The following is a 23345-nucleotide window of genomic DNA, read 5'->3' on the forward strand; positions in this document are numbered from 1 at the left end:
AACGGTCAGCTCCGGTAGTCGCCGTTGATTGCAACATATTCCTTGGTCAGATCGCAGGTCCAGACGGTGGCAGTGCCCTGGCCGAGACCGATATCCACCTTTACCGGAATGTCTTCGAGCCGCATCACGGCGGTGGTCTCGGCTTCCGAATAAGCCGGATCGCGCTCGCCATTGACGGCCACGCGCACATCGCCGAACCAGATGGCGAGACGGTCACGATCCGCCATTTCGCCGGATTTGCCGACGGCCATGACGACGCGGCCCCAATTGGCGTCTTCGCCCGCAACCGCAGTCTTGACCAGCGGGGAATTGGCAATGGACAGGGCTATCTTCTTGGCGGCGGCATCGTTTTCCGCACCGGTGACGGTGACTTCCACCATCTTGCGCGCACCCTCACCGTCACGCACCACCTGCAACGCCAGATCCTTCAAAAGATCGTTGAGCGCGGCGCGGAAGGACGACAGGCGCTCGTCATCGGCGCTCGTTATCTTCACCTGGCCATCTTCAGCCGCCGCACCCGTGGCAAACAGCATCAGCGTGTCCGACGTGGACGTGTCGCTGTCGACCGTCACGGAATTGAAGGTTGGGCCGACACCGGCGGAAAGCAGGGATTGCAAGGCGGCAGGCTCAATGTCGGCATCCGTCACCACAAAAGAGAGCATCGTCGCCATATCGGGAGCAATCATGCCCGCCCCCTTGGAAATACCATTGATCGTCACGATCACGCCGCCGATTTCGGCTGTGCGGGTCGCGACCTTGGGATAGGTGTCGGTGGTCATGATCGCCTTGGCAGCTTCCTGCCAGAAATCGGCTTCCGCCCTGACATTCATGTCGCCGAGAACACCGGCAAATTTCGAGGCATCGAGCGGTTCGCCGATCACGCCCGTCGATGCGAGAAACACTTCACGTTCAGAGCAGCCGACGGCCGCGGCGGCGGATTTCGCCGTCAGCTCGGTCGCAGCCTTGCCCTTGACGCCGGTAAAGGCGTTGGCATTGCCGGAATTAACCACCACGGCGCGCGCCACGCCGCCGCCAAGATTGGCGCGGCAGAAATCGACGGGGGCAGACGGGCATTTCGATTTTGTGAAGACGCCGGCCACACTTGCCGGCTTGTCGAACACCATCAGAAGAACGTCAGTGCGGTTCTTGTACTTGATGCCGGCCGCGGCCGTCGCCATGCGAACGCCACGCAGCGCGGGCATATCGGGATAGGATTTCGGAGCGAGCGGGGAAACGGCAACGGACATGGGGAAGCGCCTGAAATTCTGGAAACGAGGAGTATGGAATGCCTGAGATGAAACGGGGCAGCCTCTAGGCCGCCCCGTAACAAGAGTAGTTATTACTGCTGCGGCTGAGCCTGCTGTTCCTTCGTGGCTTCGTCGTAGCCCTTCTTCAGCGTCTCATCCATGATTTCGATCTTCTGGTCAGCCTTTGCCTTCTCGATGAGGGCAACGTACTTGTCACGCATGACAAGCTGACGAACCTGCGGCTCGACCTGCTCGAAAGCCGGCGGCGGAGCGATGCGCTTGTCTTCCAGCTTGATGACGTGGAAGCCGAACTGGGTCTTCACCGGGGCCTTGGTGTAAGCGCCCTTTTCGAGGCCGAAAGCAGCCTCTTCGAATTCCGGCACCATGCGGCCCTTGCCGAACCAGCCGAGATCGCCGCCGTCATCCTTGTTGGAATCGGTCGACTTTTCCTTGGCGAGGGCTGCGAAATCCTTGCCCGAATCAAGCTGCTTGATGACGTCCTTGGCTTCGTCTTCGCTCGCGACCAGAATATGGGCGGCCTTGATTTCTTCTTCCTGCGGCAGGGCTGCGACTTCCTTGTCATAGCGCGCCTTCACTTCGTCGGCGGTAACGGCGTCAACCACATGCTTGCGGAAATAGGCATTGTGCAGCTCACGGTCCTGGATGAACTCCATGCGCTTCTTGAAATCCTCGGTCTTTTCGAGACCCTCGGCGCTGGCATTCTTCACCAGAAGCTTGACGTCGATCGCGCCGGAAAGGGCTGCGACCTTCTTCTGCTCGTCGGGAAGCTGCGCGAGCTGCGGATCGAGGTTGCTCATGGCAAGGTCGAGTTCGGACTGGTGGATTTCCAGATCGCCGACCTTGGCGACAACCTTGTCTTCCTGTGCGAAAGCAGGGAACTGGAGGCCGAGCGTGGCCACAATCACCGCAGCCGCAATTTTATTATAGCGCAACATTTTGAACCTTTCGGGGACAATGCCGGCTCCAGACATGGTTTCCGGCTCTGAAAAAACTTCCAAACACCGGATTGTGGCCATTCTGTAACGGGCAGAACCGTTGACATCATTTGCCCCCCCTCTTATCTGTCACGCAACCTCGCGTCCAGATACGTTGAAGGGCGAAGTCCGTCATTTGTGCTGAAATCGGCGTGACGGAGAAAAGCGCCCGGCAAAACGGAATTTCAGAAAGGGCCAGTAAGATGGTCAGTCTCGGCGGAATAGCCCGCAAGTTGTTCGGTTCGGCAAATGAACGCCGCGTCCGCTCCTATAAAAGCAAGATCGCAGCCATCAATGCGCTGGAAGAGGCCACCAAGGCACTTTCCGATGAAGCGCTGGCGGCAAAGACGGTGGAGTTCCGGCAGCAGCTGGCCGACGGCAAGTCGCTGGACGACCTGCTGATCCCGGCTTTCGCCGTCGCCCGTGAGGCGTCGCGCCGCGTTCTGCACATGCGCCCCTTCGACGTGCAGCTGACCGGCGCCATGATTCTGCATGGCGGCGCCATCGCCGAAATGAAGACAGGTGAAGGCAAGACGCTGGTGGCGACCCTTGCGGTTTACCTCAATGCGCTCGCCGGCAAGGGCGTGCATGTCGTCACCGTCAATGACTATCTCGCCAAGCGCGACGCGGCCACGATGAGCAGGCTTTATGGCTTCCTCGGGCTGACGACCGGCGTCATCGTGCATGGGCTTGATGATGACCAGCGACGCGAGGCCTATGCCTGCGACATTACCTACGCGACGAATAACGAACTCGGCTTCGATTATCTGCGCGACAACATGAAATACGACCGCGCCCAGATGGTGCAGCGAAGCCACAATTACGCGATCGTCGACGAAGTCGACTCCATCCTCGTCGATGAGGCGCGCACGCCGCTCATCATCTCCGGCCCGCTGGACGACCGCTCCGATCTCTACAACACGATCGACGCCTTCATTCCGCTTCTGTCCCCGGAAGACTATGAGATCGATGAAAAGCAGCGTTCGGCCAACTTCTCCGAAGACGGCACCGAGAAGCTCGAGAACCTGCTGCGGCAGGCGGGCCTTCTGAAGGGCGAATCGCTTTACGACATCGAAAACGTCGCCATCGTTCACCACATCAACAATGCGCTGAAGGCCCACAAGCTCTTCACCCGCGACAAGGACTACATCGTCCGCAACGACGAGATCGTCATCATCGACGAGTTTACCGGCCGCATGATGCCCGGCCGCCGTTATTCCGAAGGTCAGCACCAGGCGCTGGAAGCCAAGGAAAAGGTGCAGATCCAGCCGGAAAACCAGACGCTTTCCTCCGTCACCTTCCAGAACTATTTCCGCATGTACTCAAAGCTTGCCGGCATGACCGGTACGGCATCGACGGAAGCGGAAGAATTCGGCAACATCTACGGTCTCGATGTCATCGAAGTGCCGACCAACCTGCCGATCCAGCGTATCGACGAAGATGACGAGGTCTACCGCACCGGCGAAGAGAAGTTCCTGGCGATCATCACCGAGATCAAGGCGGCGCATGAGCGTGGCCAGCCGGTTCTCGTCGGCACGACCTCGATCGAAAAATCGGAACTTCTGGCCCATATGCTGCGCCAGTCGGGCTTTACCGATTTCCAAGTTCTGAACGCCCGTTACCACGAGCAGGAAGCCTATATCGTTTCGCAGGCCGGCGTTCCCGGCGCCGTCACCATCGCCACCAACATGGCTGGCCGCGGCACGGACATCCAGCTCGGCGGCAACGTCGACATGCGCCTCGAGCGCGAGCTGGAAGGCATGGAGCCGGGTCCGGAGCGTGACGCCACGGAAGAGGCGATCCGCGCCGAGATCAAGGTTCTGAAGGAAAAGGCGCTCGCAGCCGGCGGTCTCTACGTCATTGCCACCGAACGCCACGAAAGCCGCCGTATCGACAATCAGCTGCGTGGCCGCTCCGGCCGTCAGGGTGACCCCGGCCGTTCGAAATTCTACCTGTCGCTCCAGGACGACCTGATGCGCATCTTCGGCTCCGAGCGCATGGACTCGATGCTGCAGAAGCTCGGCCTGAAGGAAGGCGAGGCCATCGTCCATCCCTGGATCAACAAGGCGCTGGAACGCGCCCAGAAGAAGGTCGAAGCCCGCAACTTCGAGACCCGCAAGAACCTTCTGAAATATGACGACGTGCTGAACGATCAGCGCAAGGTCATCTTCGAGCAACGCCTCGAACTGATGGAATCCGACAATATCGGCGAAACCGCAGCCGATATGCGCCATGAAGTCATCGAAGCGCTCGTCACCAAGCATATTCCGGAAAATGCCTATGCCGAACAGTGGGATATTGCGGGCCTGAAAGCCGGTATCGAGCAGTTCCTGAACCTCGACCTGCCGGTGGAGGAATGGGCCAAGGAAGAAGGCATCGCCGAAGACGATATTCTGGAGCGTGTCACCGAGGCTGCCGATAAATACGCCGCCGAGCGGGCGGAGCGTTTCGGCCCCGAGATCATGGCCTATGTCGAGCGCTCGGTCGTCCTGCAGACGATCGACCATCTGTGGCGCGAACATATCGTCAACCTCGATCACCTGCGTTCCGTCGTCGGTTTCCGCGGTTATGCCCAACGCGACCCGCTGCAGGAATACAAGGCGGAAGCCTTCGAGCTGTTCCAGACGCTGCTGACCAATCTGCGCGAAGCCGTCACCGCCCAGCTGATGCGCGTTGAACTGGTGCAGCAGGAGCCTCAGCAGCCGGAACTGCCGGAAATGACCGCGCACCACCTCGATCCGGTCACGGGCGAAGACGAGATGTCGCATATTGGACAAGTCGCGCCGGTTGCTTTCGTTCCAAGTGAGGAACGTGATCCGAACAACCCCGCCACCTGGGGCCGTATCGGGCGCAACGAAATGTGCCCCTGCGGTTCGGGCAAGAAATACAAGCACTGCCACGGCGTTTACGAACAGGCGTAAAAGCGCGGCAGACCTGAAATGAAAAATCGCCCGTAACCCGCGTTACGGGCGATTTTGTTTGCGCCGGATCATTGCTGTTGACTGGCATCGGCGCTGTGCCTATGGGAGCCGGATCATCTGCTGGAAACCGCTTCCATGGCCCCTCGCGATCTCGCCGCCTATATTTTTCTCGCACTCGCGTGGGGCGTGTCTTTCCTGCTGCTTCTGCATGTCGTTGCCGCCTTCGGCTGGATAGGCGCGGTCACGCTTCGCTCGCTTCTGACCGCCGTCGCTCTCTTTCTCATCGCGCTGGCGGCGCGGCGAAAGCTGAGATTTTCCGCTGGCTGGCGCGCCTTTGCAGTTGTCGGCGCAACGACGGTCGCCGGGCAACTGATCGGCCTGTCCTACGCGACGCCGCAGATCGGCACTGCAATGGCCGCCATATTGGTGGCGACCATTCCGCTTTTTTCCATGCTCATCTCGCAGATTTGGGGGCTCGAACGGCTGACACGGCAGGGAATTGCCGGTCTCGTCATCGGCTTTGCCGGCATTGTCCTGCTTGTCGGTTTTCCCGCGGTACCCGTGACCACAGGCTTCATCATCGGCTGCGCCGCCGCCGTCGCCGCCTGTATCTGCGCCGCCTATGGCAGCAATTATGCGAGCCTTCACCTGAAAGGGGTGGGCTCCTGGGAAATCACCATCGGCTCCTTCCTGACGGGCGGCCTGATGACCCTGCCGCTTCTTCTCGCCGTTCCGTTGCCCGGAACACCGGGTCTCGTCGATTACGGATATCTTCTCATCCAGGCGGTCGTCATGAGCGGCCTTACCTACATCACCTATTTCCGGCTGGTCTCCTCGATCGGCGCGACCAAGGCGATCAGCGTGGAGTTCGCCGTAACTGTGGTCGCGGTGCTTGTCGGCGCCCTGGTGCTCGATGAACCCCTGTCGCTTCCCCAGCTTTTTGGCGCCGGCATCATCATTCTGGGCTGCGCCCTGGTGCTCGATCTCCTGCCCAAGAGAAAGGCTCCGCCCACGCCTTCCGGTGCATGAAGGCTTTATTAGCGTTTTCGACTAATAGTCGTGCCGATCGTGACAGATCACACGGGGATCGCGTTTTCGACGCGAGGGGAAAATGCAACCGGACACTTCAGATTATGAGCACTATTGGGACCCTCTCAGGGCTCTCCTGATGCTGCTCGGCATTCCCTATCACGCCTCCCTGCTCTATAGCCATGCCCTGCCCTGGGACATCAAGGACTTCGAGACCAGCCCGGTTCTGAGCGCGCTTGGCGCAGCACTCGTGACTTTCCGAATGCCGGCGTTTTTTCTGGTCGCCGGGTATTTCTCGATCATGGTCATCAGCAAGAAGGGCAAGATGCGCTGGCTCAGGCAGCGTTTCCTTCGGCTCGGCCTACCCTTCATTGTCGCCGTGCTCTTGCTTGGGCCGTTGCAACTTTTCATGCTGCAATTGTCCGCTATTGCCAAAGGCGACATCACCGTCACCCAAATGATGGAGAGCCTGCCGGATCTGCTGCAGCCGAGCGAACAATGGATCATGCATCTATGGTTCCTGCCCGCCCTCATCACCTACTCGGTTCTGCTTGCGGGCCTGCTATATCTTCTGGAACGACCACCATTGGTGGAGGCAAAAGACTGGTTTTACAGGGTGAGTGGACGATATCCGCTCCTGTTTTTCACCGCTCTCTGTATCTTTCCCGTCCTCTGGGAATGGATGGTCTACGGCTCCGGCCTGCTTGCAGCAAAAAGCGAAAACAGCCTTTTTCTTATATATGAACGGGCCTCCGATCCCTATGCGCGCTACCTGCCGTTCTTCCTCATTGGAGCTCTGCTTCGGCGTGATCGAGCGCTTTTTCACCGCTTTCGACAAACGGGGATGCTGACGGGTATCGTTGCATCAGGCTCGATCGCGACAGCGGTAACGCTGCGGCTGCAAAATCCCTTCGTAAACTCCGCGATGCTGGTTCTGGCCTCGGCAATCGCAGCAGTGACGATGAGCCGATTGCTCATCGACCTCGCCTGCCGCTATTTCGACAGGCCGAGCCCGCTTGCCAGACGGATGACGGATGCCTCCTTCACCATCTACCTGCTTCATCACCCGCTGATCTATGCCTTCGGTACGCTTTTTATCCTCATCTCGCTGCCACCTGCCTTCGAATTCGCCATCATCGTCGTGGCGACCACGGTAGCGGCCTATATGCTGCATCAGGCGATACGCCGCAGTCCGCTTGCCCTTTTCCTGTTCAACGGCATCCGCAAACCGCCGGTGGCAAACGATATCGGGACACAGGTCACCGCCTCCCACACCCTTCGTTAATGATAGAGCGCTTACAATCGGCTTGCCTACTCAACTGGAAATGATGGCGTGTGGATCATGGCTATCCTCAACACGGCGGAAAAAGCCCTACCCGCAGGCCTGCGTGCGAAACTCGCGCCGCTGGGAGCGAAAATCGCTGCCATTACCTCCGGTGGAGATGACGTCTCCCGCGCCCAGCGCATGGCGCTGGTCGCCTTCGCAGTGCGTATCGTCAGCGCCGGCATCGCTTTTATCTCTCAGATCATCCTTGCCCGCCTGATGGGCGAATTCGAATATGGCCTGTTCGCCTTCGTCTGGGTTCTGGTGATCCTGTTCGGCAATCTGTCCTGTCTCGGCTTCCACACCACCGTCATCCGCTTTTTACCCGGCTACCGTCTGGAGGAAGCCCATGACAAGATCATGGGCCTGACCTCGACCGCGCGTATCTTCGCCATGCTCTCGGCGAGCGCGCTGGCGCTGTTCGGTTTCATCTTTCTCCATTTCTTCGGCGAGCGGATCGCTGACTATTATCTCATTCCCGTTGCGCTGGCGCTTTTCACCCTGCCGATGGTGGCGCTTGGAGACGTGCTGAACGGCACCGCACGCGCCAATGGCTGGGCGATCTCCGCGCTCAGCCCCACCTATATTGTCCGTCCTGTGCTGATCCTGCTGTTCATGCTGGTGGCAATCGGCCTCGGCGCTGAAAAGACCGCGACGACGGCGATGCTCACGGCCCTCATGGCAACCTATGTGACCACGCTTTTCCATTTCGCCTTCATGAACCGCCGGCTCAACCGGCATTTCCGCAGCGTTACCCGCAAGGTCCATTTCCGCCACTGGCTTCGGTTCGCCTTTCCCGTTTTCCTGATCGACGGCATCGGTTTTCTGATGACCAATTCCGATGTGGTGATCGTTGGTCTCTATCTGCCGCCCGATCAGGTCGGCATCTATTTCGCCGCGGCAAAAACCATCGTGCTGATGCAATTCGTGTTTTTCTCGGTGCAGGCAGCGGCAGCGCCGCGTCTCGCCGCCCTGATTTCGGCAAATGACAGGCAGGGGCTCGCCGGTTTCGCCAGCCAGGCGGCGCGCTGGGCCTTCTGGCCGTCGCTGGCAGTCGGCAGCGTCGTGCTTCTGGCAGGCCCTTTCCTGCTATCGCTGTTCGGCCCCGGCTTCGTTCAGGGTTATGAGCTGATGTTCTTCCTGTTTGCCGGTTTTCTCGCAAAGGCGTTGATCGGCCCCGGAGAGACACTGTTGAATATGGCCGGCAAACAAAAATTGTGCGTGGCGCTTTATATTATTATCTTCGGTTGTAATATTCTGCTCAACATGGCGCTGATTCCGGTCTATGGTCTGACAGGAGCCGCGGCAGCGGTGGCGATAGCCATGTGCATAGAAGCTGTGCTATTGCATATTGCCATTCGCCGTACACTCGGGATCGTCCTTTTTGCCTTCAACGATCCCCGGGCGGGTCAAGACACTGGGAAGGCGGTGTAACGATAAGCATGTCCAGCGACCCAAAGAATCCGGATTTTCAGGACCCGCGCATTGCTGCGCTGATGGCGGCTGCGGAGCGTGACCGCCCCGTGGCGGACAGTAGCCGGCGCGTGGGACGCGAGGGCCGCGAATTCTGCATCTATCCGGGCCAGCTCGGTTACGAGATGCAGGAGGAGCTCGACTTCCTGTCCAACCGCGTCATGGAAGCCAATGTCTTCTTCACCGGTCGGCTTCTTGCACCCGCCATGCCGCGCATCGATGACAAGTCCGTGCGCTTCGCCCTTATTCGCGACGAAAACGGCGCCAGAAGCCGCATGCGCTTTTTGATGCCCTTCACGGTGGAAAAGCCGGGCTTTTCCATCGGCCCTTCCATTATCCGCGTCTGGGCCAATCCTTTTGGCCCTCTCGGCACGCCGCTGGTCGATACCGAAGGTGCTGCGGAAACACTCGACAATCTTTTCGATGCGCTCTCGGACCCGGCGATGCGTCTGCCAAATGTGCTCGTGCTGCCGGATGTGCGGCTTGAAGGGCCTTTTGCCAGCATGTTCAGAGCCATCGCGCTCAGCCGCAACCTGCCGCTGACGACGACCGGAAGCTATCAGCGGCCGATGCTGGAGAGCCTTCTCGACGGCGAGGCCTATCTGCGCGGCTCACTTGCGCCGCACCACATGCGGGAAATGCGCCGACAGTGGCGGCAGCTCGAAAAGCTTGGCCCCCTCACCTACACCGTTGCCCGGCAGCCGAAAGACATCCGCTACCGGATGGAGGAATTCCTGGCACTGGAGGCGAGCGGCTGGAAGGGCCGCAAACGCACTGCACTGGTCAATGATCGTTATCGCGCAGCATTTGCCCGCGAAGCGATCACCAATCTGGCCGAGGCGGATGCAGTACGCATTCACACCATCGATCTCAACGGCAGCGCCATCGCGTCCATGGTCGTCTTCATGACGGCCGGCGAGGCGTATACGTGGAAAACCGCCTTTGACGAAAACTATGCGCAGTTTTCGCCCGGCAAGCTGCTGGTGCAGAAACTGACCGGCTGGCATCTGGACGACGCCAATATCATGCGCAGCGACAGCTGTGCCGTGCCCGATCATCCGATCATGAGCCGTTTCTGGCAGGAACGTCAGGAAATGGGCACATTGGTCGTGGGTTTGACCCAGAACAGCGACCGCGACGTGCGGCAGGTTTCCACGCAGGTGGATATGTACCGCAATACCCGCAACCTCGCCCGCAGCCTGCGGCAGAAGATCCTGTCCTTCGGGCGCAAGGGCAATTAAAACCGAAGGACGCGGATGACGCCCTTCGGTCTCAGTGCCTGCGGTCTCAGCGCGAGGCTGTGCGGATCATCTTGCACAATTGCGTCAGGGCCGCATCGTAGCCGCCGCCCAGAATATCAATGCAACGGCGGGCGAGCTTGATCTGCTCAGTGCGTGACATATCATTATAAGCCTGCAGCGCATTGCGCATGCCACCGGGAGAAACCGTTCCCGGATTGCCGGGATTGGATGGATTGCCCGGGTTTCCAGGATTTCCTGAGGAGCCTGAACCGCCGATGCCAACCCCGACGCCAAGGCCAAGACCGCTCGACCCGCCGACATTGGCACCGACATTGGCATTGATGCCGCCTGAGCCGCCAACCGAGGCATTAACACCCGCGTTGATACCACTCGATCCACCTACGGATGCATTGACATCCGCATTGACCCCATTGCTGCCACCGACCGAAGCGTTGACATCCGCACCCAGCCCGCCGCCACTTCTGCCGCCGACATCAGCGCTTGCATTGACGCCATTGCTGCCGCCAACGGAGGCATCGACACCGAGCCCACCGCTGCCATTGCCGCCGACACTGGCATTCACCCCATTCTCACCGCCGATCCCGATATCCAGCGCGTGAGCGTTGACCGGCAGAATCAGACAGGCAGACAATAACAAATTGCGAGAAAGCGCCCTCATAGTTTCCTCCATATGAGTTAGGCCAATCCCGCCCCGCGTGGAAACTCCACCCGGACATCATAATTCAATTAGCAATTGCGTATATTCTAATTTATTAGAGGTGCCTAATATTAGATTACCGTTGCAACTGCAGGTGTATCGATGTGGGATGGACGAGGCCGCCCGCACCTTCTCTGCAGGCCCCGCAAAGAGAGCGAATGGCGGCCGCAAACGCGCGCAATTAAGAAGGATAAGTCAGCTTTGGGGTTGCACGCATGGCCTTGACCGTGATAGACGCCGTGGAATTACCACCGTTGCCCCAATGGCGGAATTGGTAGACGCGCCGCACTCAAAATGCGGTTCCGAAAGGAGTGCTGGTTCGATCCCGGCTTGGGGTACCATTTCCAAAATCAGCATTGATTTTATTTTGTTTTTGCCTCGGCATCGTCACAAGTCCGTTTGATTGTCTGATCGCCGCCGGCATCCTCACGAAACTTTGCTCACGTACCTGGTTTATTACCGGGCTTTCATTTGCCAGAAGCGACGGACTGGATTAGACGCATCCTGTGACACACCGTTGAGACTTGGCGACTTAATTTCGCCATCACGCCCGCCTTTTTGAAAGCCCGTTCGGGATATCTGCTTCTTCGCGAAGTTTGGGGAAAACATCATGGCCACTGCAACGACCGCCGACAACAGCCGCACGCTCGCCGCTCTTGGCGTAACGGCGGGAATGATCTTCACCGTGGGCTCAGCCCTCGGCTTCCAGCATATTGGCGGTTACACGCCCTGCGCCTTGTGCCTGTTGCAGCGCGACCCCTACTACTACGCCATTCCGCTGGGCATATTGGCCATTGCCACCAGCGTCTTCAAGCTGCCGGTTCAGATCACCCGCCTGCTGCTTGCCCTCATCGGTGTGGCGATGCTCATCGGCGCCGGGCTTGGCGTTTATCACGCCGGTGTGGAATGGGGTTTCTGGGAAGGCCCGATCACCTGCGCCACCGGCGCACCGTCCATCACCACCAATGCCGGCGACCTGCTGGGCAATCTCAATGCCATCAAGGCACCTTCCTGCAACGACGCCGCACTTCGGGTGCTCGGCCTTTCCTTCGCCGGCTGGAACGTCATTGCAAGCATCACACTGGCGGCCATCGCCTTCTTTGGCGCAAGCCGTAAAAGCCGATAATCGGAAAGCCGCGTTGCAGTCCTCAAAAAATCAGGGCTGCAGCTCGGTATCCCAGTAGAGATAGTCCATCCAGCTTTCGTGCAGATAGTTGGGCGGGAAAAGACGCCCATTATTGTGCAAATCCTGAACCGTCGGCTGGAAGGGCTTCTGCGCCGGGAACATGCCCGCCTGCTTGGGAAGCTTGCTGCCTTTTCTAAGGTTGCAGGGTGAGCAGGCCGCCACGACATTGTGCCAGGTGGTTTCGCCGCCATGTGCGCGGGGAACCACGTGGTCGAAGGTCAGTTCGTCCCGCGTGCCGCAATACTGGCATTCGAACTTGTCCCGAAGGAAAACGTTGAAGCGTGTGAAGGCGGGGTTGCGGGTGGGCTGCACATAGGTCTTGAGGCTGACGACACTCGGCAGCCGCATGGAAAAGCTGGGGGACGACACCGCGTGATCATATTCTGCAATGATGTTCACACGGTCTAGAAAGACGGCCTTGATCGCGTCCTGCCAGGACCATAACGACAAGGGATAATAACTCAGTGGCCTGTAGTCTGCGTTCAGAACGAGCGCCGGCAGGGCCTGTGGTGAAACTGCAATCGTCAAGGGCTTCTCCTGAGCGATTCGGCATCTGCACTTGTATATTAGGTCCGTTGTTACAGGATTGTGAAGCCTATAAATGCAGCGGAGAAGAGCTTAATTTTTCGGCTTAAAAAACGTCTTTTTACGTTCTGACGACCGGGCGGCGGGTCGGCCTCCTCCCCGGCCATCTGCTGATGCGCAACGGTAGCGCGGCGGCGATTCGGGCTGGTGGACGGAAAAATCATTCTCACGCTCGACACGACATCGGTGATATAATCAACCATCGTTCCGTGAACGGGAAGAAATGGCCATGGTCTCGCACAGGCATCAAGCAGAAGGATTGCGAAAAGGTCTGGCGGCCGGCGTTTTTGCCATGCTGACGGCGCTCTCCACCTTCGCCCAGGCACAGCAATATCAGAATTTCGAAGTCACGCCGGATGGACGCGGCGGTGCGCAGGGCACGATCGGCGGGCGCAATTTCGAAGTCTATCGCAATTATGACCGGCCACCGGCGGGCAACCGCGTCTCGCCGGAGACCCGGCGCGACCAGCGCAATGCCGCCCCGCAGCAGACCTGCATCATCGACACCCAGGGCCGAACCCGCTGCAACTGAGATTTTAACACCGATTTCACCGTCTTTTATCAACCGAGGATAAAATTCAATTTCCTTAAAAAGCAATCTATCGACTTAAACGGCCTGCAAGAAAGGGCCGCTATCTTCCCTGGTACAAGAGAAAACAACTGTGCAGGGGCAAGACATGGCGAATAAAGCATTCCGTCTGGCAAAAACTTTGGCAGTCGCCACCGGTATATCCGTCAGTATCGCGACAACGGTATCTGCCGTCCCGCTTGGTGGCCTGGTAAAGAACCCCGCCGCATCGCGGCCCGGCCAGTTCATGACCACAAGCCGTCCAACCATCGCGCCCATCGCCTTTGCGAAATTCTGCGACAATGCCGCCGACCAATGTGTGCGGATTGGCGATCGCGACACGGTTGAGCTGACGAAACAGAAGCGCACAGAACTGCAGCGCATCAACTCGGAGATCAATACGTCGATAGCCTATGTCGGCGAACTGGACGGACAGGATGAATGGAAGCTCAACCCGGCAAGCGGCGACTGCGATGATTATGCAGTGACCAAGCGGCAACGCCTCCTGCGCGCCGGCTGGCCCTCAGGCGCCCTGCGCATCGCCACCGCCCGCACCACTGATGGCATCGGCCACGCCGTTCTGGTGGTCAGCACAAGTCAGGGCGATCTGGTGCTGGACAACCGCACCAATGTCGTCAAGCCGTGGAAATCGGTGGATCTGAAATGGATCAAGATCCAGTCGCATGAAAACCCGCGTGTCTGGCTGAAACTCTAGGCCGGGGCCTTTCGGGATATTCTCGTTCGAACAAGAAAGGGGGCCATGCGCCTCAGTTGCCCCCGCTGAACCTTCCGAAAAACCGGCGCCTGCTTTGCTGTCGATGCCGCCAGCATCAGCCCATACACGCCTCTGGACATCTCCCTCAGAAGGGTTTTGACGGAAGCCAGCAAGCCCTCTAACCAACCCTCTATTGGCGGGCAGCAGGCATCCGCCTTCAACGCTATTGACCTGGTGCCGGAGAGACAGTATCGCCAGCTATGCCCAAGGTGTTCAACTGGATTCGCGGTCGTAAGCAGCCAGCCCCCCGCGACGACCGGAGGCGGCGCAGACTGGACCTTGGCGACAGGCCGGTCTCCTTTCCGATCTACGCCATCGGCGATGTGCATGGCAGCCTTGATCTGCTGCTGCAGGCGGAACGGAAAATCCTCGCGGACATGGCAGGCAGTTCTTCCCCCGCTCTGGTCATTCTCCTTGGCGACTATGTCGATCGCGGACGCGATTCCTGCGGTGTTCTCCAGCATCTGCTGCAACCGCCGCCGGCGCCGCTGCGTCGCATTGCTCTGTGCGGCAATCACGAGCAGCTATTCAGCGATTTTCTTGAAAATCCGCAAGACAACATGCACTGGCTGGATTTCGGGGGCCGCCAGACGCTTCTGTCCTACGGCGTCGATATAGACTATTTCCTGCACAAGGGTCGCCTGCGGCTTCAGCCGTTCAAGGACGCACTGATCGGCGCAGTCCCACAGACCCACCGCCAGCTTTTGTCCAGCCTGCCAATCTACGCCCGCATCGGGCCTTACATTTTCGTGCATGCCGGCTTGAGGCCCGGGATACCGCTCGAGATGCAGACCGATGAGGATATGCTGTGGATCAGGGAACCCTTCCTTTCGGAAGGTGCGGGCCTCGACCTTCTCGTCATCCACGGCCACACGCCGGTCGCGGAACCGGAAAGCGGCCCGCAACGCATCGGCATCGACACCGGCGCTTTTACGACCGGCAGGCTTACTGTGCTGAAATTATCGGATGCGGGATTGTACCTGATTTGATCATGGCGGTGGGTCGCGTCACGACGATCGCGATTTGCCTGAAATCAAGGTTACCTGCCACTGAGAATGTTGCCGAGCGCCGTCATTTGCTGGCGGTTCCATTCCACAGCGTCCTCAAACGCCTTGTTTCCCAGCGCCTCACGCTGATCCCGACTGGCGGAGAGCTGCAGGATAGCCTCGGCAAAAGCCTGATGATCATTGTCTTCCACGACGACCACACCGCTGCGATAGCGCTCAGGCAACCCCCTTACGCCGGTCCGGCTGCTGATCGTGGGAATACCGGCTGCCAGCGCATCGAGCAGCTTTATGTTGATGCCCGTGCCAAGCGCGATGGGATTGATCGAAAGGGGTGCGCGTGTAAACGCATCCTTCAGGCTGTCCACCCGGCCAAGTTTAACAACCCCTTCCCTGTCTTCGATCTTGCCGCATATGCTACCGGCCACGACCAGACGAACATCCGGACGCGCCGCCCTGATGAGAGGCAGGACGTTATCAAGGAATGCATTCAGGGAAATAATATTGGCATCATTGCCTGAGCCGAGGAACAGGAAATCGCTCGAGGCGAGGTCTTCAACTCTTCCATCAAGATCGAGAATATGACTGATGGTCGCGACAGCCGGCGGCTCCTTGCCCAGCCGCTGTCTGAACGTGCGCTCCTCTTCCTCCTGGATGGCGACAACCACATCAGCGCGACGGAAGGCCTTGCATTCCACCTGCGGGGGGACCGAGAACCAGTAGCCATATTTGTTGACGGTATTGATGAATGCCTTATGGCGGTCGGCAAAGGAATCGTGGGTGTCGAGAATGCGAAGGACATCATCCGGGAGCCCCAGGAAAGCTCTCGAGTGAAACGCATATTCCACGATAACGGCGTCGATCCCCAGCCCACGCTGAATATCCCGAACCTGCCGGCCTATTTCCGGATAATAGAACTCGTCCAGATAATTGTAGAAACCACGATCGTGACCGAGAAGCCGGTGAACCTTTCGGACGCCGCGAAATGCTTTGTGACTGAACTTGAAACTGAAATCCTCGATGAATCGAGTTTGCCAGCCCTCCCGACGACGGGTTATTTTATGGAAACATGCGCTTGTAAATTCCGCGGCGTGAGCCTCTTCCTCAAAATCCAGCACCATCGGCGTGTCGACATAAACGAAATGAACCTCGTGACCGAGCGACCTTACGGCTCGGGTCAGCTGGAGGATTCTGCTGCGGTTTCCCTCGCTCGCAGGCACGGCTGGGATGGCTGAGATAAAAGCGATTTTCATATTATCGTTCAACGTTCTCTGGAAAAAGTTTCGAATAATTGAAAATTGTTTTTTGACAGACGAAGTACCTCAGGCAGTTTCTGCCTCACATGTTCGCGAATGTCGTCAGCCTGATCGACAAATTGCAGCAAGGCGTCCTTGAGGCCTTGATCCGTATAAAAGGCGGAGGGCGACAGCAATTCGGATGCGGCCAGACCAAAATGCTGGTAGAGCCCCTCGAACTTTCCTTGATAGGCGATGCATGTGACGGGAACGCCCTTGCCAAGCCCGGCTATGGCAAGATGCATTCGACCGCTAACAATCCCATCAAGCTTACCAGCAATACCCTTAAGGACCGGGGCCGACCATTGACCATCCAGATAGCGAACCCGCTCAGTCAGTGAAGAGGGCACAAGTCCGGAAATGGCCTGAAGGCAGAACTGGTCGCCAAAACCCTCCCGGTAATCATGCGGAATAAGCAACCAGCAAACCGGCCGTTCATCAGCCACAAACCGCAACGCTTCGGCTCCACGCGCGATGATCGTGTCAATCTGGTTGCGATCCGCGTCCTTGAACAGCATGGGATGCAGGTTGAACCCCATGACCCTGTAGCCCTCGGCACGCTTTTGAGCGATCCAGGCGCTCGTGTCCTCTTCGGGCTCAGAAGAAACAAGACTGAACGCTGAATCGGCCACCAGCGCGGCGTTTGTCTTGGCGAAGGATTTCAGACGACCAAGGGACACGGGGTCGCGCACATTAATCGCGACGTCAGGATGAAGCGCGCTGTAAAACATCGACAGAGCGGGATGAGGCGTTTCATTGAAACTGAAGCCCAGGATGACGTTTTTAATTCCCGCCGCTGCCGCCAGATCCGCGGCAGCCAGCAGTTTCGCACTCACCAGTGGGTTGTAATAGCCGTCCATGACGTCGGCACCGACAACGACTACACAATCATATTTTCTTGTTTTGAATTGCTGCTGCAGAGCGCTGATGAAATCAGGCCTTCCGAAGATATCAACTGGAACAAAGCCGCGCGCGCTCAAGGTATCGGCACTTTCCAACCCGTTGACGACGACATCGACTTCGACACGACCGTTTATTGCCCGGGCGTGTTGTACCACTGCAGTGATCATCGCATCATCGCCGATGGAACCGAACACGGTTCTGGGATCGCAGGCCACAATCAAAAGACGCTTCAGAACATTGCCCGCAGGGCGCGCAGATCGCAACTTGCGCTTCTCCTTCTGCAGAGCCTTGAAGAACTTGTCTATGGTGGGCTCCCGGTTGCGGCGCTCGTTGTATTTCACCCATTCACGATGCAGCGGTGCGGGGAGTATCTTTTTGACAAGTTTACGCATGCGCTTCCTTCCGTGAGAGCACCTTGCTCATGACGAACATCAGCGCCGATCGAGCCTGTGTCCGGGCAACCAACGCCATGAGCAAGAAGTAAGTGACGGCGAAGGTGGATCCGAGCAGGATGCCGGATATGAAATCGCCCAGGCCCAGTCCGGCGATTTCAGGTCGCATCCAGTGAACCAGCGCGAAGCACAAACCGCTCGCGGCAAAACTCGGTAGCAGCACAAGAAATATGCGCCGGAGCGGAACATCCAGTTCACGCGAGACAAAAAAGAAGGTGAAGGGCGTGGATGCCAGTTGCCCGAAGACGTAGACGACGACGAGTTCACCGATACTGTCTGTTGGTATCAGGAGGATCATGAGGATTGTTGCGACAGACTTGACGGTACCTGCAATCAAGACCTTGTTCGGGCTTCCGCGTGCGGAGAGAAACGGGCCGTTTTGAAACTGCACGCATTGCAGGGCGCCGAGGAGAAGCAGGGGCCGCGCGATCTCATCCGCCCCTTGCCATTGCGCCCCGAACAGCACACGGCAGATCTCCGGCGCCAAAGCGGCAAAAAGTACGAAGGCCGGTGTCGAGACGATTGCGGATATAGCGATCAACTGCTTGTAGAGCTCCGCCATGCGCTCACGCTCGTGCGATACACGGGAAAGCACCGTCAGTGACACGTCATAAAGTGCCGACTGAAGCAGTTGCATCATAAGTTGGTAAAGGCGACTGCCAACTGTGTAGAGCCCGAAGGCAGCCACGCCATAACGTCCCAGAATGATAAAATCGATCAGGCGCGTTGACGCGAACTCCACGATACGCAAGCCGAGCGCCGACGAACCGAAGCGAAGCAATCCGATAAAACTGTCAGGCCTGAGCGTAAACCCTGGGAGCCAGTAGGGCTTCCGCCACAGCCAAACGAGGTTGACGACGGTCGCGACATAGCCCTGAACGACAAGGCTCCAGACGCCGAGGCCCGTTATGGCGAAAACAATCGCAAAGACACCGCCGATAATATTCGAAATGAACGTTCTGATCGCCAGCGGCTTGAAGGCGAGTGCACGCCGATAGCTCACTTCCTGAAAAAGCGAGGCGGTATTCAGCGGCAGCAATATGCAGATCGCCACAATGATCGGCGCCAGCCCATCCACCTCGAACCAGCTTTCCAGTTCAGGCGAAAACACACAAACAGCGATGGCCAGCAGCGTCGCAACCGCGACCGAGACATAGAATGGCAGATTGACGTCGCTCGGCTCCAGATCGCGTTTCTGCACAATCGCATCCGCGAACCCGAATTCCGACAGCATCTGGATCAGCATCAGAACCAGCCCCGCAGTCGCGACCATACCGTAATCTGTGGGGTTGAGGAAACGGGCGAGAACGATGAAGAGGACGGATGTAAAAAGCTTCCCTCCCCAGTTCTGGACGATGGACCAGAAAACTCCCCGAACCGCCGCGCTGCCTATTGAATTTGAAGTGGTCATCAATTAGCCGCCTGCAAAGCTGGCTGTGGCGCCAAACTGGAGTTAATGAAATTACGCGCTGGCTTTTCGAACCCTCTGAAAACGGCGTAACTCATGAAGGTCAGAGAAATAATCGTCGCGATTAAATAAGGCAGCAAGAATTCGATGGGTTCTCCCAGCGCCCGCCAAACGAACTTGAACAACGTGACAAACAGAATCCCGTGAATCATATAGATTGCGTAGGAACAATCGCCGGCTTTTGCCAAAAAGGATGCGACTCTCTTGGAGTAGGAAATGCTTCTTTCCCCTACGGCTGTGAACAGGATCGAAAACGCCAATAGCACCATTATATGATTTGGATTGCAAAGCCGGAACATCCACCACGCAGCGAATAAAAACGTGGAAAACCCCAGATACAGGAACAGGGCGCTTGAGATGTTCATCTGCTGATAGATTTTGTATATGAGACAGCCCAGCAGAAAGCTCGGTAGAGCGCGAAGCATGCCAAAATCATAATTGGCACCATACATTCCACCTGGTTGTTCCCAAATGGGGAGCCAATCGCGTGAAAAAATATAAAAAACAATGAGGATAATCGGAGCGGAAACGTAAATCTTGACGTTGCGGATCATCACCACAATGAACGGAAAGAGCAGGTAGCAGAAAAACTCTGCGCTGATGGACCAGGATGCATGATTGAGCGTCAATTTATCTGTCAGCCCCCATGCCTGCATAAGAAAGGTGTTCAGTACGACATCCCGGTATTCGACGATACTTATTGGTAACAACGGTACGACGGATATGCATAGCAAGACTGTCATTGTTGCGATATGGAGCGGATAGATTCGTGCCAACCTGCGAACCAGAAACGTGAAATAATTCGACACACCAAGGCGCAAGTCCTTGTAATTGTGAAAAAGAACAAAACCTGACAACATAAAAAAGAAGTCGACAAAAATACCGAAACTTCCGACATCGATGACCGATTTGGCCCGGCTGTCTATGCTGTTGACATGGAACAGAACGACGCCTGCCGCAGCAAGAAACCGGTAAAAATCAAGCATTAGAAACCGTAATTTATTACTTGCTTCCATCTGCTTTTTCCTTCGAAAAGCCCTTGGCAACACGGCGTCAGTTGCCGACTATGATGCGCGCAAGGTCCGGTTTTCGCCCTGCTTCGCCAGCACGTCCTCGTAAAGCTTCACATAATTCTCGCCCACTCGCCGCGAGGTGGACTCCTCGACGATGTTTCCGAAATCCGCCTCGGTCGGCAATTCTTCGCGCGAAAGCGTGAGTACGCGACGAATACGCGCGGCAAGATCTGCGGCATTGCCCGGCTCGAACAGCCAGTCGTGGTTGATCTCGCCAATCAGTTCCGGAATCCCGCCGGATGCGGCACCGATAACGGGCACGCCCATGGCATAGGCCTCGTATATCGTGCGCGGCGAAGGTTCTGCCCAAAAGGATGGGACGATGAGAACATCGATCTCTTCGAAAAATTCCTTGGGCTTTGCCCAGCCGATAAACTCGATCGGCAGGTCACCGGCCTGAGCCTTGAACCGCTCGATGGAATCGTCCATGGCTTGGCCGGCAACCAGACAGCGCCAGTTGCCATGGCCGATTTCCCTGAAGGCATCGACCATGTTGCCGACGCCTTTTTCGGTGTTGATGCGGCCTATATAACCGAAGGTCAGCGGCCGTCCGGCCCGGTCGATCTGCCGGCGTGCGACGGGATCGCCATCCGGAACGGTGCAGGAATAAAAGATGACGCGGCGCAGGCTTTCCGGAATATGATGGAATAGCCCGTGATTAACATGCGTCTTCAGGATTTCCGTGCCGACGCTTGCAACCGCGCCAATATAACGCTGCGTGAATTTCTTGGTGAAATTCACCACCTGACAGCCGAGATGGATGTGCTCACAGGGCTTGCCGCCCTTGAACATCGCCGCGTTGCCGCACAGGAGATCATATTCGCAGATTGTGTGAACAATCGGAATGCCGCGCTTATGGGCCGCGCGCCACACCAGCGTTGTCACGTCCAGCAGCGAATGGGTGTTGAGAACATCCGGCCTGAAATCGTCAAGAACAGCTTCGAACTGCTTCTCGACGTCGAAATTCCATTGCTGCTTGAGCTTCTGCATGCGCCTTTGCTGCGGCGTATATTGAGGCCAGTCCTCGAGCCAGAAATCGTTGTTGTGGAACATGCGGTAAACGCTGACGCCGTTGCGCACCGTTTTGGGTTCGGCCTGCCGCTCTATGCAGGCGGCGCCGACGTCATGTCCCATGGAGACGAGTTCCTCGGCGAGATGTTCGACCGAGCGTTCGCATCCACCAACAATATGCGGCGGATAAAGGCTGCTGAGATGGAGAATTCGCATGCGGATACGCTCTATTTTCCTTCATCGAAAATTTATGACATCCACTCCGGCCTCGCCCATATCCCCGAACGATCGAGAACAAATGGACATTTGCAAAAATACAAAGACGGAACAGATCTAACGCTTGAAAATATGAACAACCAAAAATCTGCTTTTAAAGAGCACGGTAATTGATGCCATTTCAAGTCATTTTTTTTCGCGGCGCGGCAAAAGCCATCCCGTGTTGCGAAAAGAACCGGTCTCGTGTTAGGCTCTTTTTATATGAGAAATGTCTGGGCTCAGGTAGGAAATCTCCGCCACACCAGATCGAAATATTACTGCTTTATATATTTATTTTGTTTCAGAAAAATGGATTTGATGGCGACCGAAAATGCCGAAAACTTTCAGGACATTCTGACAGGCTTCGCTGCCGTTTAAACCAGCGCCATCTCGCCCGATAGCGGCTACGATAGACTTTCGCCCGGATTGCCAGGAGACGCAGATGAACGGAAAACTGCCGATTGCCATGGGCCGTCTGACACGGCGTGGTCTTCTTTCCGTCGCACCTGCCGCATTGGTCGCCGCGACGGGGCTGCGTTCCACTTCCGTGCAGGGACAGACTGTTGTTCATGCTGACGCGGAAGCCTTTCTGGACAGCGTCGGCGTGTGCGGTCACTTTGCCCGCACGAAAAGCGTCTATCTAGAAGGTTTCGAACGTATCCTGCCCGAAATGCAAGTCCTTGGCGTACGCCACCTGCGTGACGAGGGTTTTATTACCGCGGCAGACCGCCGTGACAGTCCAGCCTTTCAGCGCCTGCGCCGAATTGTTGCGGCAGACATTCGCCTCACCATCATATGTTATGACGATCTCAACCCCTATTTCGCCACACCGCTCCGTAGGATTGAGGATTTTTACGACTGGTGCGATGGTGGTATCGATCTTTTCGAAGGCGGCAACGAACCGGTTTTGACGAAGGATCCTCAGAACGCGCCGCGCCGCTCCGCGCAACATCAGGCAGCCCTTTACCAAACCATCCGCTCCAATCCGCGATTGAACGCCGTTAGCGTTGTTGCACCGAGCTATATCCAGACGAGCATACCGCTTGCGCAGAATCTTGGGGAAACGTGCGACTTCGGCAACATTCACCCCTATGCCGGCATGGAACATCCCGAAACGACCGGGCCGGGGGAGCTTTCAAAATTTGTGACCGCATCGGCGCCCATCGCGCCGCGCCGGCCGATACTCGCCACAGAGATCGGCTACCACACCTCGCTGAAGACCAAGGGCTTCCATTTTCCTGTGACCGAAGGCATCAAGGCGCGCTATATGCCTCGCATGCTTTTATGGTCTTTCATAAGCGGCATCCGCAGGTCTTATATGTACGAGATGGTCTCCAGCTTCACTGACGACGAGACAAATCCCGAAACGTCCTTTGGCCTGCTGCGCCACGATTTGAGCCGCACGCCCGCTTACGAGGCCGTCCGCGCACTGCTTTCGCTTTGCAAGGCAAAGCGGCCGACAGGGCCAGGGCCAGTGGAACGCCATATCGATTTCCTCCAGAACGACCTTCAAAGGGTATCCTTGCGGCTGACAAGACCCGACGGCGCGTCGCTTGTGCCGGTCTGGCTCGCACTTCGGGGCTGGCAATGGCCAGCACAGATCGAAAGCCTACCAGAGGAGCGTCCCTCGATCTTCTCGGTGACCGGCCCGCATAGCCAGGTCATCGCACACAGGTTCCACGACAATGGGTCCGTAAGCCAGCGCGTGATTCAGCCGCAAGGAGGGCAATATAGGCTTCCCGTCAGCGATCAACTCACTGTGTTGGAAGTATTTTGAGGGTGAGCGGATGAAAATTCCCGGTCGCCGACTTTCGATTCAATA

At 57.4% G+C, this 23345-nt stretch carries 20 protein-coding genes and 1 tRNA gene; 11 read left to right on the forward strand and 10 right to left on the reverse strand.

The window, feature by feature from the left end; genetic code table 11:
- Positions 1-5 precede the first annotated feature (5 nt).
- Together argJ and OK142_RS08490 are read right to left on the reverse strand one after the other, a co-directional pair.
- Positions 6-1247, reverse strand: coding sequence for a bifunctional glutamate N-acetyltransferase/amino-acid acetyltransferase ArgJ (gene argJ, locus OK142_RS08485; protein ID WP_498682171.1), 1242 nt, complete (start codon positions 1245-1247; stop codon positions 6-8).
- A 92-nt stretch (positions 1248-1339) separates the two neighbouring features.
- A complete protein-coding gene (locus OK142_RS08490) occupies positions 1340-2203 on the reverse strand; it encodes a peptidylprolyl isomerase (RefSeq protein WP_082186050.1) in 864 nt (287 codons plus the stop codon).
- A gap of 242 nt (positions 2204-2445) precedes the next feature.
- Here OK142_RS08490 and secA point away from each other — a divergent pair, with 242 nt between their 5' ends.
- From secA to OK142_RS08515, 5 genes are all read left to right on the forward strand, one after another.
- The gene (gene secA, locus OK142_RS08495) at positions 2446-5163 is read left to right on the forward strand and encodes a preprotein translocase subunit SecA (protein ID WP_498682174.1); all 2718 of its coding nucleotides are present in this window, start codon (positions 2446-2448) and stop codon (positions 5161-5163) included.
- Between the two features lie 135 nt (positions 5164-5298).
- Positions 5299-6192 carry a DMT family transporter gene (locus OK142_RS08500; protein WP_082185554.1) on the forward strand — a complete coding sequence of 298 codons (894 nt, stop codon included), beginning with the start codon at positions 5299-5301 and terminating at the stop codon, positions 6190-6192.
- 82 nt (positions 6193-6274) lie between these two features.
- Entirely contained in the window at positions 6275-7477 is a 1203-nt protein-coding gene (mdoC, locus tag OK142_RS08505; RefSeq protein ID WP_498682176.1) for a glucans biosynthesis protein MdoC, read from the forward strand.
- Between the two features lie 57 nt (positions 7478-7534).
- Positions 7535-8950: a Wzx-type polysaccharide biosynthesis protein UppV gene (gene uppV / locus OK142_RS08510; RefSeq protein ID WP_498682177.1), complete on the forward strand. Its 1416-nt coding sequence runs from the start codon at positions 7535-7537 to the stop codon at positions 8948-8950.
- Between the two features lie 8 nt (positions 8951-8958).
- Complete coding sequence (locus OK142_RS08515; protein ID WP_003500218.1) at positions 8959-10230, forward strand: GNAT family N-acetyltransferase; 1272 nt, start codon at positions 8959-8961, stop codon at positions 10228-10230.
- A 46-nt stretch (positions 10231-10276) separates the two neighbouring features.
- Here the strand turns inward: OK142_RS08515 and uppQ are convergent, their stop codons facing one another.
- The gene (uppQ, locus tag OK142_RS08520) at positions 10277-10909 is read right to left on the reverse strand and encodes a polysaccharide biosynthesis GNAT family N-acetyltransferase UppQ (RefSeq protein WP_498682179.1); all 633 of its coding nucleotides are present in this window, start codon (positions 10907-10909) and stop codon (positions 10277-10279) included.
- A gap of 295 nt (positions 10910-11204) precedes the next feature.
- On the opposite strand from uppQ, the gene OK142_RS08525 reads away from it, so the two are divergent.
- Positions 11205-11289, forward strand: a tRNA-Leu gene (locus OK142_RS08525).
- Between the two features lie 269 nt (positions 11290-11558).
- On the forward strand, positions 11559-12074 hold the full coding sequence (locus OK142_RS08530) for a disulfide bond formation protein B (RefSeq protein ID WP_498682180.1): 516 nt from the start codon (positions 11559-11561) through the stop codon (positions 12072-12074).
- A gap of 30 nt (positions 12075-12104) precedes the next feature.
- Here the strand turns inward: OK142_RS08530 and OK142_RS08535 are convergent, their stop codons facing one another.
- Together OK142_RS08535 and OK142_RS08540 are read right to left on the reverse strand one after the other, a co-directional pair.
- Complete coding sequence (locus OK142_RS08535; protein ID WP_035242856.1) at positions 12105-12662, reverse strand: HNH endonuclease; 558 nt, start codon at positions 12660-12662, stop codon at positions 12105-12107.
- A gap of 50 nt (positions 12663-12712) precedes the next feature.
- Positions 12713-12922 carry a hypothetical protein gene (locus OK142_RS08540; RefSeq protein ID WP_498682181.1) on the reverse strand — a complete coding sequence of 70 codons (210 nt, stop codon included), beginning with the start codon at positions 12920-12922 and terminating at the stop codon, positions 12713-12715.
- A gap of 56 nt (positions 12923-12978) precedes the next feature.
- Here OK142_RS08540 and OK142_RS08545 point away from each other — a divergent pair, with 56 nt between their 5' ends.
- From OK142_RS08545 to OK142_RS08555, 3 genes are all read left to right on the forward strand, one after another.
- Positions 12979-13251 (forward strand): hypothetical protein, encoded by a 273-nt coding sequence (locus tag OK142_RS08545; protein WP_498682183.1) that lies wholly within the window; start codon positions 12979-12981, stop codon positions 13249-13251.
- 145 nt (positions 13252-13396) lie between these two features.
- On the forward strand, positions 13397-14002 hold the full coding sequence (locus tag OK142_RS08550; protein WP_498682184.1) for a transglutaminase-like cysteine peptidase: 606 nt from the start codon (positions 13397-13399) through the stop codon (positions 14000-14002).
- 260 nt (positions 14003-14262) lie between these two features.
- Positions 14263-15051: a metallophosphoesterase family protein gene (locus OK142_RS08555; RefSeq protein ID WP_082185542.1), complete on the forward strand. Its 789-nt coding sequence runs from the start codon at positions 14263-14265 to the stop codon at positions 15049-15051.
- A 50-nt stretch (positions 15052-15101) separates the two neighbouring features.
- On the opposite strand, the gene OK142_RS08560 is transcribed toward OK142_RS08555, so the two are convergent.
- From OK142_RS08560 to OK142_RS08580, 5 genes are read right to left on the reverse strand one after another with little or no spacing between them, the layout of a single operon-like run.
- A complete protein-coding gene (locus OK142_RS08560) occupies positions 15102-16319 on the reverse strand; it encodes a glycosyltransferase family 4 protein (protein WP_498682185.1) in 1218 nt (405 codons plus the stop codon).
- A gap of 8 nt (positions 16320-16327) precedes the next feature.
- Positions 16328-17656 (reverse strand): polysaccharide pyruvyl transferase family protein, encoded by a 1329-nt coding sequence (locus OK142_RS08565; protein WP_498682186.1) that lies wholly within the window; start codon positions 17654-17656, stop codon positions 16328-16330.
- The gene (locus OK142_RS08570) at positions 17649-19127 is read right to left on the reverse strand and encodes a lipopolysaccharide biosynthesis protein (protein WP_498682187.1); all 1479 of its coding nucleotides are present in this window, start codon (positions 19125-19127) and stop codon (positions 17649-17651) included. Before OK142_RS08570 ends, OK142_RS08565 begins: the two co-directional genes overlap by 8 nt.
- Positions 19127-20200, reverse strand: a complete 1074-nt coding sequence (locus tag OK142_RS08575) for an acyltransferase family protein (protein ID WP_498682188.1) — start codon at positions 20198-20200, stop codon at positions 19127-19129. Before OK142_RS08575 ends, OK142_RS08570 begins: the two co-directional genes overlap by 1 nt.
- 48 nt (positions 20201-20248) lie before the next feature.
- Positions 20249-21484: a glycosyltransferase family 4 protein gene (locus OK142_RS08580; protein WP_498682189.1), complete on the reverse strand. Its 1236-nt coding sequence runs from the start codon at positions 21482-21484 to the stop codon at positions 20249-20251.
- Between the two features lie 481 nt (positions 21485-21965).
- On the opposite strand from OK142_RS08580, the gene OK142_RS08585 reads away from it, so the two are divergent.
- On the forward strand, positions 21966-23300 hold the full coding sequence (locus OK142_RS08585; RefSeq protein WP_498682191.1) for a hypothetical protein: 1335 nt from the start codon (positions 21966-21968) through the stop codon (positions 23298-23300).
- Positions 23301-23345: the final 45 nt, after the last annotated feature.

This window comes from Agrobacterium sp. BT-220-3, assembly GCF_025910175.1.
GTDB lineage: Bacteria > Pseudomonadota > Alphaproteobacteria > Rhizobiales > Rhizobiaceae > Agrobacterium > Agrobacterium oryzihabitans.

Bases quoted from the DNA above. Each gene is read 5' to 3' on its own strand.
- OK142_RS08585 (WP_498682191.1), top strand. From the start codon at position 21,966: ATGAACGGAAAACTGCCGATTGCCATGGGCCGTCTGACACGGCGTGGT.
- OK142_RS08560 (WP_498682185.1), bottom strand. From the start codon at position 16,319: ATGAAAATCGCTTTTATCTCAGCCATCCCAGCCGTGCCTGCGAGCGAG.
- OK142_RS08550 (WP_498682184.1), top strand. From the start codon at position 13,397: ATGGCGAATAAAGCATTCCGTCTGGCAAAAACTTTGGCAGTCGCCACC.
- OK142_RS08565 (WP_498682186.1), bottom strand. From the start codon at position 17,656: ATGCGTAAACTTGTCAAAAAGATACTCCCCGCACCGCTGCATCGTGAA.
- argJ (WP_498682171.1), bottom strand. From the start codon at position 1,247: ATGTCCGTTGCCGTTTCCCCGCTCGCTCCGAAATCCTATCCCGATATG.
- mdoC (WP_498682176.1), top strand. From the start codon at position 6,275: ATGCAACCGGACACTTCAGATTATGAGCACTATTGGGACCCTCTCAGG.
- OK142_RS08490 (WP_082186050.1), bottom strand. From the start codon at position 2,203: ATGTTGCGCTATAATAAAATTGCGGCTGCGGTGATTGTGGCCACGCTC.
- OK142_RS08555 (WP_082185542.1), top strand. From the start codon at position 14,263: ATGCCCAAGGTGTTCAACTGGATTCGCGGTCGTAAGCAGCCAGCCCCC.
- secA (WP_498682174.1), top strand. From the start codon at position 2,446: ATGGTCAGTCTCGGCGGAATAGCCCGCAAGTTGTTCGGTTCGGCAAAT.
- uppQ (WP_498682179.1), bottom strand. From the start codon at position 10,909: ATGAGGGCGCTTTCTCGCAATTTGTTATTGTCTGCCTGTCTGATTCTG.
- OK142_RS08575 (WP_498682188.1), bottom strand. From the start codon at position 20,200: ATGGAAGCAAGTAATAAATTACGGTTTCTAATGCTTGATTTTTACCGG.
- OK142_RS08540 (WP_498682181.1), bottom strand. From the start codon at position 12,922: ATGGTTGATTATATCACCGATGTCGTGTCGAGCGTGAGAATGATTTTT.
- OK142_RS08500 (WP_082185554.1), top strand. From the start codon at position 5,299: ATGGCCCCTCGCGATCTCGCCGCCTATATTTTTCTCGCACTCGCGTGG.
- uppV (WP_498682177.1), top strand. From the start codon at position 7,535: ATGGCTATCCTCAACACGGCGGAAAAAGCCCTACCCGCAGGCCTGCGT.
- OK142_RS08515 (WP_003500218.1), top strand. From the start codon at position 8,959: ATGTCCAGCGACCCAAAGAATCCGGATTTTCAGGACCCGCGCATTGCT.
- OK142_RS08570 (WP_498682187.1), bottom strand. From the start codon at position 19,127: ATGACCACTTCAAATTCAATAGGCAGCGCGGCGGTTCGGGGAGTTTTC.
- OK142_RS08530 (WP_498682180.1), top strand. From the start codon at position 11,559: ATGGCCACTGCAACGACCGCCGACAACAGCCGCACGCTCGCCGCTCTT.
- OK142_RS08580 (WP_498682189.1), bottom strand. From the start codon at position 21,484: ATGCGAATTCTCCATCTCAGCAGCCTTTATCCGCCGCATATTGTTGGT.